Annotated in this window: 13 protein-coding genes; 6 read left to right on the forward strand and 7 right to left on the reverse strand. The window is 57.1% G+C overall.

Features of this window, described 5'->3' with window-relative positions; all coding sequences use genetic code 11:
• Positions 1–91: 91 nt before the first annotated feature.
• The 4 genes from ruvC to aspS form a co-directional block, all read right to left on the reverse strand.
• Positions 92–619, reverse strand: a complete 528-nt coding sequence (ruvC, locus tag AC2CF9_RS03430; RefSeq protein ID WP_039384890.1) for a crossover junction endodeoxyribonuclease RuvC — start codon at positions 617–619, stop codon at positions 92–94.
• Positions 620–655: 36 nt separating this feature from the next.
• Positions 656–1399, reverse strand: a complete 744-nt coding sequence (locus AC2CF9_RS03435) for a YebC/PmpR family DNA-binding transcriptional regulator (protein ID WP_039384891.1) — start codon at positions 1397–1399, stop codon at positions 656–658.
• A 269-nt stretch (positions 1400–1668) separates the two neighbouring features.
• Positions 1669–2100, reverse strand: a complete 432-nt coding sequence (gene nudB / locus AC2CF9_RS03440) for a dihydroneopterin triphosphate diphosphatase (RefSeq protein WP_484556252.1) — start codon at positions 2098–2100, stop codon at positions 1669–1671.
• Positions 2100–3881: an aspartate--tRNA ligase gene (aspS, locus tag AC2CF9_RS03445; RefSeq protein ID WP_150016311.1), complete on the reverse strand. Its 1782-nt coding sequence runs from the start codon at positions 3879–3881 to the stop codon at positions 2100–2102. The genes nudB and aspS overlap by 1 nt, the downstream gene beginning before the upstream one ends.
• Before the next feature lie 201 nt (positions 3882–4082).
• Here aspS and AC2CF9_RS03450 point away from each other — a divergent pair, with 201 nt between their 5' ends.
• The 3 genes from AC2CF9_RS03450 (at position 4083) to cmoB (ending at position 6675) form a co-directional block, all read left to right on the forward strand.
• Positions 4083–4904, forward strand: a complete 822-nt coding sequence (locus AC2CF9_RS03450; protein WP_150016312.1) for a DUF72 domain-containing protein — start codon at positions 4083–4085, stop codon at positions 4902–4904.
• A gap of 77 nt (positions 4905–4981) precedes the next feature.
• A complete protein-coding gene (gene cmoA / locus AC2CF9_RS03455) occupies positions 4982–5710 on the forward strand; it encodes a carboxy-S-adenosyl-L-methionine synthase CmoA (protein WP_039385978.1) in 729 nt (242 codons plus the stop codon).
• Positions 5707–6675 (forward strand): tRNA 5-methoxyuridine(34)/uridine 5-oxyacetic acid(34) synthase CmoB, encoded by a 969-nt coding sequence (gene cmoB, locus AC2CF9_RS03460; protein WP_484556253.1) that lies wholly within the window; start codon positions 5707–5709, stop codon positions 6673–6675. The genes cmoA and cmoB overlap by 4 nt, the downstream gene beginning before the upstream one ends.
• 194 nt (positions 6676–6869) lie before the next feature.
• On the opposite strand, the gene AC2CF9_RS03465 is transcribed toward cmoB, so the two are convergent.
• On the reverse strand, positions 6870–7718 hold the full coding sequence (locus tag AC2CF9_RS03465) for a hypothetical protein (protein WP_484556254.1): 849 nt from the start codon (positions 7716–7718) through the stop codon (positions 6870–6872).
• Between the two features lie 267 nt (positions 7719–7985).
• On the reverse strand, positions 7986–8738 hold the full coding sequence (cutC, locus tag AC2CF9_RS03470; protein ID WP_150016315.1) for a copper homeostasis protein CutC: 753 nt from the start codon (positions 8736–8738) through the stop codon (positions 7986–7988).
• 85 nt (positions 8739–8823) lie between these two features.
• Between cutC and AC2CF9_RS03475 the strand changes: the two genes are divergently transcribed.
• Positions 8824–9963, forward strand: coding sequence for a MalY/PatB family protein (locus AC2CF9_RS03475; RefSeq protein WP_484556255.1), 1140 nt, complete (start codon positions 8824–8826; stop codon positions 9961–9963).
• Here AC2CF9_RS03475 and AC2CF9_RS03480 read toward each other — a convergent pair.
• The gene (locus tag AC2CF9_RS03480; RefSeq protein ID WP_484556256.1) at positions 9960–10520 is read right to left on the reverse strand and encodes a VOC family protein; all 561 of its coding nucleotides are present in this window, start codon (positions 10518–10520) and stop codon (positions 9960–9962) included. The two genes, AC2CF9_RS03475 and AC2CF9_RS03480, sit on opposite strands and share 4 nt — an antisense overlap.
• Positions 10521–10830: 310 nt before the next feature.
• Between AC2CF9_RS03480 and AC2CF9_RS03485 the strand changes: the two genes are divergently transcribed.
• The gene (locus AC2CF9_RS03485; protein WP_255402039.1) at positions 10831–10953 is read left to right on the forward strand and encodes a hypothetical protein; all 123 of its coding nucleotides are present in this window, start codon (positions 10831–10833) and stop codon (positions 10951–10953) included.
• 174 nt (positions 10954–11127) lie between these two features.
• Positions 11128–12858, forward strand: a complete 1731-nt coding sequence (gene argS, locus AC2CF9_RS03490; protein WP_484556257.1) for an arginine--tRNA ligase — start codon at positions 11128–11130, stop codon at positions 12856–12858.
• The last annotated feature ends 18 nt before the right edge of the window (positions 12859–12876 follow it).

Consider the following 12876-nt stretch of genomic DNA (forward strand, 5'->3'; position numbering starts at 1 on the left):
CCAGCGCAGCCGCTGGCGGTGTGATAGCGGCTATGTATAACATAAAAAAGGCTGGATGCATATCCAGCCTGTTAGCGCGTCTGATGGCAGATTAACCCGAGCGCAGTCGTCCGCGCGTCATGACCAGTTTACTGTCACTCATGCGCGCCGCATTCTGGCTCACGTGGCAGTGGGTAATAGCGATAGCCAGCGCATCCGCCGCATCCGCCTGCGGGTTGGCCGGCAGTTTCAGCAGCGTGCGAACCATATGCTGCACCTGACTCTTCTCCGCCCCGCCAGTGCCGGTAACCGTCTGTTTGACCTGCCGCGCCGCATATTCAAACACCGGCAAATCAGCATTGACCGCGGCCACAATCGCTGCGCCGCGCGCCTGGCCTAGCTTCAGTGCCGAATCGGCATTTTTCGCCATAAACACCTGCTCAATTGCAAAGTAGTCAGGCGAAAACTGCGTAATGATTTCACAGACGCCGGCGTAAATCAGCTTTAAGCGTCCCGGTAAATCGGTCACGTTGGTGCGGATACAGCCGCTGCCCAGGTAGCTCAGCTGACGGCCGGTCTGACGGATCACGCCGTAGCCGGTAATGCGCGAGCCGGGGTCAATCCCGAGAATAATCGCCACAGCACGCCCCCGGTTGCCGGAAAGATAGCCACGCCATTACAGCGTTTCCGCCACCTCGTCAGAGATCTCACCGTTGTGATAAACCTCCTGCACGTCGTCGCAATCTTCCAGCATATCGATCAGCCGCAGCAGTTTTGGTGCCGTTTCCGCATCCAGTTCCGCTTTGGTTGACGGGATCATGGAGACTTCAGCGCTGTCAGCCTTCAGGCCGCCCGCTTCCAGCGTATCGCGCACGTTGCCCAGCTCTTCCCACGCCGTGAAGACATCGATGGCGCCGTCATCATAGCTCACCACATCTTCCGCACCCGCTTCCAGTGCCGCTTCCATCACCGCGTCTTCATCCTGACCCGGTGCAAAGGAGATCACCCCTTTTTTGCTGAAGAGGTAGGAGACAGATCCGTCAGTGCCCAGATTACCGCCGGTTTTGGTAAAGGCGTGGCGCACTTCCCCGACGGTACGGTTACGGTTGTCACTCAGGCATTCGATCATTACCGCAGAGCCGCCCGGACCGTATCCTTCATAAATGATGGTTTCCATATTGGAATCATCTTCGCCGCCGACGCCGCGTGCAATGGCGCGGTTCATGGTGTCGCGCGTCATGTTATTTGAGAGCGCTTTATCCATCGCTGCGCGCAGACGCGGGTTGGAACCCGCATCGCCGCCGCCCAGCTTCGCGGCAGTGACCAGCTCGCGAATAATTTTAGTGAAGATCTTGCCGCGCTTGGCGTCCTGTGCCGCCTTACGATGTTTTGTGTTCGCCCATTTACTGTGACCAGCCATCTTACATTTTCTCCGATCTTTTACGGGTGCAGGCTATCTTGCCTGCGCTCTTATCCCCGGCAGCATCCGCACTATCCGCACGCAGAGATCTGCGCGGCGGTGGCGGCGCTGACGGTGAACAATTGCGCTGCGCCGATAACGCCTGACTGCCTAATGTTAGCGGTGCGGTTTGATAAAACAGCACACGATAGTTGGACGAAGGGAATACGCTTCGTCGAATGTGTGGAATTTTCCCTGGTCGCCACCGGAAAACACGCGGCGACGCTCGCTCAGATAAACTCTTCAATCGCCTGGCGATTGCTCCAGGATTTGGTTAACGCCGCAGCCTCTTCAGCGATCAGCCAGCGGGCAGCCAGATGCTCACTCAGCGGCGGCATTCGTTCAGCCGGCAGCGCCAGCCGGAACCAGTGCTCGCGATTATGCGTTATGCCTGGCGCATAGCGGTGACGAAAATGCGGGAAGATCTCAAATTCAATCTGCCGCTGGCAATCTTCAAGCTGCAGCCCTTCGGCACAGATATCGATCGCCAGCTCTTCCGCCACCTCGCGTGCTGCAGCCTGAGCCGGCGTTTCACCCGGCTCCAGACTGCCGGTAACCGACTGCCAGAAGCAGGGATCATCGCGCCGCTGCAGCATCAACACCCGGCCGGTCTCTCGCGCAAAGATCACCACCAGCACCGATACCGGATGTTTAAAGCCCATTACTGCTGCTCTGGCTTTTCTTTCTTCGCGACAATCTGAATGCCCAGATCGCTCAGCGCGGCTGGATTTGCCAGGCTTGGTGCTTCCGTCATCATACAGGCTGCCGCCGTGGTTTTCGGGAAAGCGATCACGTCACGAATATTATCGGTGCCGGTGAGCAGCATCGTCAGACGATCAAGGCCAAACGCCAGACCGGCGTGCGGCGGCGTACCATATTTGAGCGCGTTCAGCAGGAAGCCAAACTTCTCCTGCTGTTCTTCGGCCGTAATGCCGAGAATGCTGAACACGGTCTGCTGCATCGTCCCGTTGTGGATACGCACAGAGCCGCCACCCACTTCGTAGCCGTTGATCACCATATCGTAGGCGTTAGCCACTGCCTGCGTCGGCTCCGCTGCCAGCTGCTCCGCCGTAAGCGATTTAGGCGAGGTAAACGGATGGTGCATTGCTGCCAGACCGCCTTCGTCATCCTCTTCAAACATCGGAAAGTCGATGACCCAGAGCGGCGCCCAGGCTTTCTCGTCGGTGATCTGCAGGTCGCGGCCAGCTTTCAGGCGCAGTGCACCCAGCGCATCCGCCACAACTTTAGCGCGATCGGCACCAAAGAAGATCAGATCGCCATCCTGTGCGCCGGTGCGATCCAGAATCGCTTCCACGATCTCAGGCGTCAGGAATTTAGCCACCGGGCTCTGCACGCCTTCAGCGCCACTGGCGCGGGCGTTGATTTTCATCCATGCCAGGCCACGTGCGCCATAAATCTCAACAAACTTTGTATATTCATCAATCTGCTTACGCGTCAGCGTCGCACCGCCCGGCACGCGCAGCGCAGCAACCCGTCCTTTGGCGTCATTGGCCGGGCCGGCGAAGACCTGAAACTCGACGTTCTTCAGCAGGTCGGCAACGTCTACCAGTTCCATCGGGTTACGCAGATCGGGCTTATCAGAGCCGTAGCGGTTCATCGCTTCTGCAAACGTCATCAGCGGGAAATCACCGAGGTCAACGCCTTTGATCTCAAGCCAGAGCTCGCGGATCAGGCGTTCCATTTTCTCCCGCACCTCTTCCGCGCTCATAAAGGAGGTTTCAACGTCGATTTGCGTAAATTCAGGCTGGCGATCGGCGCGCAGATCTTCATCACGGAAGCATTTTACAATCTGATAGTAGCGATCGAAGCCGGACATCATCAGCAGCTGCTTAAACAGCTGTGGCGACTGCGGCAGCGCATAGAACTTGCCCTTATGTACGCGGCTTGGCACCAGATAGTCGCGCGCGCCTTCCGGCGTTGCTTTGGTCAGCATCGGCGTTTCAATATCCAGGAAACCTTCACTGTCCATAAAGCGGCGGACAAAGCTGGTGATTCTGGCGCGCGTTTTCAGGCGCTGTGCCATCTCCGGACGACGCAGATCGAGGTAACGATAGGTCAGACGCGCTTCTTCGCTATTGACCTGGTTGGAGTCCAGCGGCAGCGGCTCCGCGCGATTAATGATGGTCAGCGCGTGCGCAAACACTTCGATATCGCCGGTCGCCATATCGCTGTTGCGGTTTTTCTCTTCACGCGCGCGCACCGTACCGGTGATCTGGATGCAGAATTCGTTGCGCAGCTCAGACGCCAGCTGGAAAGCCTCCTGATAATCGGCATCAAAAAACACCTGAGCGATCCCTTCGCGGTCACGCATATCGATAAAAATCAGGCTGCCGAGATCGCGACGGCGATTAACCCAGCCGCAGAGAGTAACTTGCTGACCCACATGAGACAGGTTGAGCTGTCCGCAATATTCTGTACGCATAACGTATCCTTTTAACTTCGCCGCTGCTGCCAGGCAGCATCAGGGCGCATAACCTCTGAAGATGCTGCCGCAAAAAAGGCAGCTATTATAATGGAAAAAGCCAGGCAGGATAAGTAGAGCTGCTGCAAAGCAGCTAATTCATCGGCATTTATGCGCTATCCTCTGCCCGCTTTCTCTTTTAACCGGCATCCGGAGTCCGTTTTGACGCTTCGTATAGGTTTACCGCAATGGCATCACCCGCAGTGGAAACAGTTTGGTCTGCACACGCTGGAAGATTATGCGCGTCTGTTTAGCTGCGTAGAAGGAAATACGACGCTGTATGCGCTGCCGAAACCTGAGGTGGTGCAGCGCTGGCGCGACATGACGCATGACGATTTCCGCTTCTGCTTTAAATTTCCCGCCACCATCTCCCATCAGGCGGCGCTGCGCAATTGTGATGATTTAGCCAGCGATTTTTTTCGCCTGCTGGATCCGCTCAGCACGCGCCTGGGGCAATACTGGCTGCAGCTGCCCGCCAGTTTTTCGCCGGCGCAGCTTGACGATCTGTGGCGCTTTCTGGATAGCCTGCCGCGCAGCTTCAGCTATGGCGTTGAAGTGCGTCATCAGGCATTTTTTGCCCGTGGCGAGGCGGAGCGCCAGTTAAACCGCGGCCTGCACGCGCGCGGCGTTAACCGCGTGGTGCTCGACAGCCGGCCGGTGCACGCTTCTGCCTCACAATCGGCTGCCGCTATCGACGCGCGGGCGAAAAAACCGCGCGTGCCGCCGCATGCGGTGCGCACCGGCACTCAGCCAATGGTCCGGTTTATCGGCAGCGATAGCGTGGCTGAGAGCGAAGCCCTCTTTCCGCCGTGGCGCAGCAAGCTGGCAGCGTGGCAGACAGAGAGCGATCCGCTGCTGTTTATTCATACGCCGGATATGGGAGAGGTGTTTCCGCTGGTGCAGGCGCTCTGGCCACAGCTGCAGGCGCTGGAACCCGGTCTGTGCGACCTGCCAGCGTGGCCGCAGCAGAGCGCGCTGTTCTGAGCAGGGAAACGGGTGCAGCAGAGGCGACTTTCTGCCAGAATAGCGCCCTTTCCGTTTTTCTCTTCGGATTTTCCATTATGTCTGACCGCGATACGCTATTTTCCGCACCTATCGATAAGCTGGGTGACTGGACCTTTGACGAGCGCGTGGCTGAAGTCTTCCCCGATATGATTCAGCGCTCGGTGCCCGGCTACTCCAACATTATTTCAATGATTGGTATGCTGGCAGAACGCTTTGTACAGCCCGACAGCCAGGTGTATGACCTCGGATGTTCACTGGGGGCCGCCACTCTTTCGGTGCGCCGTAACATCCGCGTACCCGGCTGCCAGATTATTGCCGTGGATAATTCGCCGGCGATGGTTGAGCGCTGCCGCCGCCATATCGACGCCTTTCGTGCCGATACGCCGGTACAGGTGCTGGAGGCTGATATCCGCGATATCGAAATTGAGAACGCTTCGCTGGTGGTGCTCAACTTTACGCTGCAGTTTCTGGCGCCTGACGCCCGCATTGCGCTGCTGGAAAAAATTGCCCGCGGCCTGAATCCCGGTGGCGCCCTGGTGCTGTCAGAAAAATTCAGCTTTGAAGATGCTGAGGTTGGCGAACTGCTGTTTAACATGCATCACGATTTCAAGCGCGCCAACGGCTACAGTGAACTGGAGATTAGCCAGAAGCGCAGCATGCTGGAGAATGTCATGCTGACCGACAGCGTGGAAACGCATAAAGCCCGTCTTAAAGCGGCGGGCTTTGCGCATGCAGAGCTCTGGTTCCAGTGCTTCAACTTCGGTTCACTGGTGGCGCTGAAATGATCGACTTTGGCCGTTTTTATCAGCAAATCGCCACCGGCCCGCTGGCGAGCTGGCTGGAAGTGCTGCCGGCGCAGATCGCAGCCTGGCAGCGTGACAATCTGCACGGACATTTTCGCAACTGGGAAAAAGCGGTGGAGTATCTGCCGCCGCTGACGCCGCAAACGCTGGATCTGGTGCACAGCGTCAGCGCGCAGCGTGACGATCTGACCGATCGTCAGCGCGCCGGTATCGAAAAGCTGCTGCGTAATCTGATGCCGTGGCGTAAAGGTCCCTATGCGCTTTACGGCACGGCGATCGACACGGAATGGCGCTCTGACTGGAAGTGGGACCGGGTGTTACCCCATATCTCTCCGCTTGCCGGGCGGACGATTCTGGACGTTGGCTGCGGCAGCGGCTATCACATGTGGCGTATGCTGGGCGCTGGCGCGCAGATGGTGGTGGGCATCGACCCGATGCAGCTGTTTCTCTGCCAGTTTGAAGCGGTACGCAAGCTGCTGGGTGACGATCGCCGCGCACATCTGCTGCCGCTCGGCATTGAACAGCTGCCCGCGCTGCAGGCGTTTGATACCGTATTCTCAATGGGCGTGCTCTACCACCGCCGTTCACCGCTCGATCATCTGCTGCAGCTGAAAAATCAGCTGGTGAGCGAGGGTGAGCTGGTGCTGGAGACGCTGGTAATTGAGGGCGATGAAAACGCTGTCCTAGTCCCGGGTGAGCGCTATGCGCAGATGCGCAACGTCTACTTTATTCCTTCTGCGGCAGCGCTGAAAGGCTGGCTGGAAAAGTGCGGTTTTGTTGATGTACGCATTGCCGACTACGCGGTCACGTCTGTGGAAGAGCAGCGCCGCACCAGCTGGATGACCAGCGAGTCGCTGGCAGAGTTTCTCGATCCGGCCGATAGCAGCAAAACGGTTGAGGGATACCCTGCGCCGCTGCGCGCCGTGCTGGTGGCCCGCAAGCCCTGAAAATCCGCGCCGCGACGGCATCAACATGACGTAGGGGGCGCATTCATGCGCCCCTGGCCGAACCCTATACCGCGGCTATACGCATTCATGCGCCCCTGACCGAATCATATATCGCGGTTATACGTTTCGATGCGCCTGAAACCAGGGCGGCATAAATGCCGCCCCTACAAAGCGGCGCGTCAGACATTATCCTGCTACTGCTCGTTCGCTGACCGATCCCAGTACTGATATTTATAGGCGGAGGTAAGATGACGCTCGATAGTGCCTTTAGCAAACACCTCTTTTTCGTGCAAAAAACTCAGCGTACAGTTGCCGGCTTCATCCCAGAGCTGACAGGTGTCCGTGGAGTGAAGCGTACTGACCGATGTGGTCGCCAGCCCGCTTAATCCCAGCTCGCGCCACTGCTTATCGTAACGCCAGATCTCCCGACTGCGCGCGCTTTGCGTCTCAACCACCCGATCCTGCGCATTCCAGCGCCAGCGGTTTTCACCGTTATTCTGTTTATCGCTGCCGCGCGTGACGCTCTTCTGCACCCGCAGTCGCGGGTCGTAATGATAGGCGATCGCTGCGGAACCCTTACTGCCCATATTCACAAATTTGTCGGTGGCGCTGATGATGTTTCCCTGCGGCCCTTTACGCCAGCTTAGCGTACCCTGTCGCTGATCCACCACTTCTTCACGCCCCGCCTTAATCGCAGTAACCCGCCAGGCATACTCCGCTACCCAGCCGCGCTGCACGCGGGCAATATGCTGCTCCATGCTCAGCACAATATTCCCCTCGCGCTTATCATAGCTGATATCAGCCACCATCAGGTCGCCGCAGCGGTCAAACTGGCCCAGCACGCGTTTCTGGGAGTCAACGTCTTTACCAAATTCCCCGGCAATAACCTGCCGCACCGCCCCTTTTGCCGCGCCGCCAAGCAGGATCCAGAGGTTGCTGCTGCTGATGTTGTGGCTGAGCGGCGGACAGGGAGCGGTGGCCGCCTGCGTCGGGCAGGCAGCTAAATATGTCAGCAACAGCGTGGCACAAAGGTGGCATTTCATAGGGTTATCCGCATGGAGCCATCTGTTAAGCAAAGCACCTTTTCCGCCAGATCGCTATGGTAATGGCGGGCGGAGGAGAAAATTATGCCGGGTGTAGCAAATATAAAGGGAGTGAATCAACCGCAGAACAGGCCAGGTTTGCCGGCAGCCGGCTCACCTGCGCGTTCTTAACGGCATAAAAAAAACCCCAGCAAATGACTGGGGCGTGGTACTTGCAAACATCACGTCAGGGTTGGTGGCGTGCTGTGCGGCAAAATCGATAGCGGATCAGGCGACCCGGTTGACGTTCATCTGCATCATGCTTTTCATGGCTTCTATTACATCACCATCAACGCAGGAACGGCTGAATTCATCGGTTTCTGCTTCGGCGCACATTGAAACGCCTGCTTTGCGGTAGCGCATAGGCGAAGCGACAGCGCGACTGGCTGAGCTGTGCACCTCCTGCAAGCCGCAATCCAGAAACTTCTGCAGATTGCTCAGGCGTACACCAGCACCGGCCATAATGATTGGACCCGTGCTTAATTGATTAAGTTCCCTGAGTAGTGCAATTCCTGTTTCTGCACTCTGCTGCTGGCCTGACGTCAGGATGCGCGCGACACCCAGATCGGTCAGCACCTCCAGCGCCCGCCTCGGGCTGTGGCACAGATCAAACGCCCGGTGAAACGTCACGGCCAGGCCATCGCACAGTTGCATAATCTGCTGCATACGCGGCACATCGATATGCGCATCTTCATCCAGAATGCCCACAACGACGCCGGGAAAGCCCCATTCGCGTATCTGCGCGATATCCGATTTCATAATGTCAAACTCCAGACGGGAGTAGCAGAAATCGCCGCCGCGTGGCCGGATGATGGGATGTACCGGAATAGTCAGCTCGCGCAGCGCGGCCTGCAGCATGCCCGCTGACGGCGTCAACCCGCCCTCGCGCGGGGCGCTGCAAAGCTCTACGCGATCGGCACCGGCGCGCTGGGCGGTCACTGCGCAATCAATGCCGTAGCAACAAATTTCCAGTTTCGTCATCGGTTTCTCCTTATCACGACTGCTGGCTCAGAGGGGGTAGCTTAGGTTAACCTGTTACTCACTCATTTTACGTGGAAAGCGCACTATGGTATTCGATTTTGATCAACGGATAGACCGCGGTCACAGTGATAGTCTTAAATGGCACAAATATCGTGACCGTGATGTGCTGCCACTCTGGATTGCAGATACCGATTTTCGCTCGCCACCCTGTATTATTGAGGCCATTCAAAAGCGAGTTGCACACGGCGTATTCGGTTACGGTGTCACGCCTGCCGGACTGACAGAGATTATCGTGCAGCGTATGGCAGAGCGCTATAACTGGAGTATCAGGCCGGAATGGATAGTGATATTGCCGGGTGTCGTAAGCGGGCTTAACATTGCCGTGCGTGCTTTTACCGCAGCCGGAGAACGTACCGTGGCGCCTGCGCCTATTTATCCGCCGTTTCGCGGCGCTTCCCGACTGGCCGATCGTGCGCAGCTCAGTCTGCCGCTGCAGCGGACAGAAGATCGCTGGGTCATGGACATCGATCGGGCGGAGATGACAGGCAACGAGCGACTGCTGATGCTGTGCAACCCACAAAATCCCGGCGGCACGGTGTACCGGCGCGATGAACTCTCCCGCCAGCTCGCGTTTGCACAGCGCCACGATCTTATCGTCTGTTCAGATGAAATCCACGCCGATCTGGTGCTTACGCCGGGCGTGCAGCATACGCCGTTTGCCGCGCTGAGTGAGGATGCCGCACAGCGCAGCATAACGCTTATCTCCCCCTCTAAAAGTTTCAACATCGCCGGTCTGGGAGCCTCTATGGCCATTATTCCCGATGATACGTTACGCCGGCGTTTTAAGCAGGTGCGTGAGGGGATCGTGCCGGGCGTGGATATTCTGGCACTGGTTGCCGCCGAAGCGGCGTGGCGCGAGGGTGATGCGTGGCTACAGGCGCAAATTGCCTATCTGCGCGCAAACCGCGACTGGCTGGCGAGCCGCATTGATGCCCTGCCCGGCCTCGATATGGTTGTGCCGGACGCGACCTATCTCGGCTGGATTGACGCCAGCGGTCTGCAGAGTGAAAACCCGGCGCGCTATTTTGAGCAGTACGGGCTCGGCTTCTCGCCCGGAGGCGATTTTGGCGATGGCCGCTTTGTCCGCTTCAATTTTGGCTGTACGCGCGCCACCCTGCAGGAAGCGGCAGCGCGTCTGAAACAGGCGGTGGAAGCCCGGCGTTAATCGCGCTCGCTGGCGACAATCTCTTCAAGTCGCCAGGGGTGAAATTTAATCGTGGTTTCACCATCGGTGACGGCCAGCACAGGATTAGGCAGGCGTTCATTCTCGCCCTGCGGCGCGCTGGTTTTAAAAGAGATACCGGGCTGCGTCAATGCCGCATCAGAAAGCAGTGCCATCGCGCGCATGCCCAGCGTTTCCGGCTCACCGCGCAGCACGATTTCGATATGTTCCCAGCCCTCGTGCCGGTAAAGCTTCGCGCCCGGCCAGGGCAACTCAATCACATCAATCTGCTGCCCTGCCAGCGTAACCGGCTGCCGCAGTTTAAACAGACAGATCGGGCGACCGTTAATCATCGCTTCTGAAAAGAGTTCACCAATCTGCAAAAAACCGCGCTTCCAGCGTTCGGCGGTAGCGAACTGATGACAGCGCACGGCCAGATGATCAATCTCCTTTGCCTGCAGTGAAAGTCCGAGTCGCGCAGAAAAAGCCTGCAGCGCCTGCTCAAAACGGCAAAAATCTTCTGTTAAGTCATCCAGCTCCGGGGGAAAGTCCAGCTTCATTACCTGAAACCTCTATGTCTGTTCAGTGAAATTAATCATTAAAATCAATATGCCAGCTTTTTCAGCCAGGCAAAACCTTCGGATTCATCCGATTTAGCCAATAAAAACCGTCAAAACCGGATAAAAACAGGCTTACATTCAGATTATTCGCTCAATCAGGGCCAGGCTTAACTTTATAAAAACAAGCTAAGCTTATGATTAAATTAACGAATCTTTACACAATGAGATAACTCTTATTTGGCCGCCAATGAATTGCAGATAACCCCCCTTTCTTATAAATTTGAGTTTCTACCTCATAAGGAACGGCTCTATGTCTATGCTCATTGTTGTCGCGGTTCTCATCGCCTTAACGGGATTCGCTATTTCCCGCCACTGGAAGGTGCGTGAAGACAAAAGCGTCAAAAACCCTCGTCGTCACCCGCGCCGCCGTTAATCGGCGCGCGGTTTTGCCGTCAGCCGACCGGTCCGGGCCGACTGCTGTTGCTGACGCATCCTAACATTTCACGTATACTTCCCCTCTCTTTTTTTCCGTCCCGACACAAGCGCGGGATGATGGTATCGGCTCGTCCTCTGCTGACGGGCCTTTTCAGCATATGAAGGTAACGCGGTGAATATTCAGGCTCTTCTTTCCGATAAAGTCAGTCAGGCGATGCGTGCAGCGGGTGCGCCCGACGATTGCGAACCGCTGGTTCGTCAGTCAGCTAAAGTCCAGTTTGGTGATTATCAGGCGAACGGCATCATGGGCGCGGCAAAACGGCTGGGCCAGGCACCGCGTCAGCTGGCTGAACAGGTGGTGAAGCATCTGGATCTGACCGGCATTGCCAGCCATACCGAGATTGCAGGGCCTGGCTTTATCAATATTTTCCTCGATCGCCAGTGGCTGGCACAGCAGGCCGCGCAGGCGCTGCAGCAGCCCGATCTCGGCGTCAGCAAACCTGAACCGCAAACCATTGTGATTGACTATTCGGCACCCAACGTGGCGAAAGAGATGCACGTGGGCCACGTGCGCTCCACCATCATCGGCGATGCGGCGGTGCGGACGCTGGAGTTTCTGGGTCACAATGTGATCCGGGCTAACCACGTAGGCGACTGGGGTACGCAGTTTGGCATGCTTATCGCCTATCTGGAAAAGCAGCAGAATGAAGATCATGCTGATATTGCTCTCGCCGATCTGGAAGCATTTTATCGCGAAGCAAAGCGTACTTACGATGAGGATGAAGCGTTCGCCGCGCGCGCGCGCAGCTATGTCGTCAAGCTGCAGGGCGGCGATGAGTATTGTCGCGCCATGTGGAAAAAGCTGGTTGATATCACCATGAGTCAGAATCAGCTGGTTTATGACCGTCTGAATGTCACCCTGACGCGTAATGATGTCATGGGAGAGAGCCTCTACAACGATATGCTGCCAGGCATTGTCGCTGACCTGCGTGAAAAGGGTCTGGCAGTCACCAGCGAAGGCGCGACGGTGGTTTTCCTTGATGAGTATAAAAACAAGGAAGGCGAACCGATGGGCGTTATCATCCAGAAAAAGGATGGCGGCTATCTCTATACCACTACCGATATCGCCTGCGCGAAATATCGCTATGAAACGCTGCACGCCGATCGCGTGCTCTACTATATCGACTCGCGCCAGCATCAGCACCTGCAGCAGGCATGGACCATCGTGCGTAAAGCGGGCTATGTGCCAGCTTCGGTGCCGCTTGAGCACCACGCCTTCGGCATGATGCTGGGCAAAGATGGCCGTCCGTTCAAAACCCGCAGCGGTGGCACCATCAAGCTGGCGGATCTGCTGGATGAAGCCGTTGAACGCGCCCACACGCTGGTCAGCGCTAAAAATCCGGAGATGTCGCCGCAGGAACTGGCCGATCTGGCGGAAATTGTTGGCATCGGCGCGGTTAAATATGCCGATCTCTCCAAGAGCCGTACCACAGATTACATTTTCGACTGGGACAACATGCTGGCATTTGAGGGCAATACCGCGCCTTATATGCAGTATGCCTATACCCGCGTCCTGTCGGTGTTCCGTAAAGCGGGTCTGGATGCAGAGACTCTGAGCGGTGAGATTACGCTGACGGATGAGCGCGAAGCGCTGCTGGCCACGCGCCTGCTGCAGTTTGAAGAGGTGATCACGCAGGTTGCGCGTGATGGTACGCCGCATGTTATGTGTGCTTATCTGTATGACCTGGCCGGACTCTTCTCCGGCTTCTATGAGCACTGCCCGATTCTGGCGGCTGAAGAGGCGTCCGTACGCAATAGCCGCCTGCAGCTGGCGGCTCTCACTGCGAAGACCCTGAAACAGGGGCTGGATACGCTGGGGATCAAAACCGTCGAACGGATGTAATGACGGCAGCTGATAAAA

The organism is Pantoea sp. SYBGC1 (assembly GCF_057197005.1).

Excerpts from the sequence above, each read along its gene's own strand:
- AC2CF9_RS03435 (WP_039384891.1), bottom strand. The coding sequence starts at position 1,399 with ATGGCTGGTCACAGTAAATGGGCGAACACAAAACATCGTAAGGCGGCA.
- nudB (WP_484556252.1), bottom strand. The coding sequence starts at position 2,100 with ATGGGCTTTAAACATCCGGTATCGGTGCTGGTGGTGATCTTTGCGCGA.
- aspS (WP_150016311.1), bottom strand. The coding sequence starts at position 3,881 with ATGCGTACAGAATATTGCGGACAGCTCAACCTGTCTCATGTGGGTCAG.
- cmoA (WP_039385978.1), top strand. The coding sequence starts at position 4,982 with ATGTCTGACCGCGATACGCTATTTTCCGCACCTATCGATAAGCTGGGT.
- cmoB (WP_484556253.1), top strand. The coding sequence starts at position 5,707 with ATGATCGACTTTGGCCGTTTTTATCAGCAAATCGCCACCGGCCCGCTG.
- AC2CF9_RS03465 (WP_484556254.1), bottom strand. The coding sequence starts at position 7,718 with ATGAAATGCCACCTTTGTGCCACGCTGTTGCTGACATATTTAGCTGCC.
- cutC (WP_150016315.1), bottom strand. The coding sequence starts at position 8,738 with ATGACGAAACTGGAAATTTGTTGCTACGGCATTGATTGCGCAGTGACC.
- AC2CF9_RS03475 (WP_484556255.1), top strand. The coding sequence starts at position 8,824 with ATGGTATTCGATTTTGATCAACGGATAGACCGCGGTCACAGTGATAGT.
- AC2CF9_RS03480 (WP_484556256.1), bottom strand. The coding sequence starts at position 10,520 with ATGAAGCTGGACTTTCCCCCGGAGCTGGATGACTTAACAGAAGATTTT.
- AC2CF9_RS03485 (WP_255402039.1), top strand. The coding sequence starts at position 10,831 with ATGTCTATGCTCATTGTTGTCGCGGTTCTCATCGCCTTAACGGGATTC.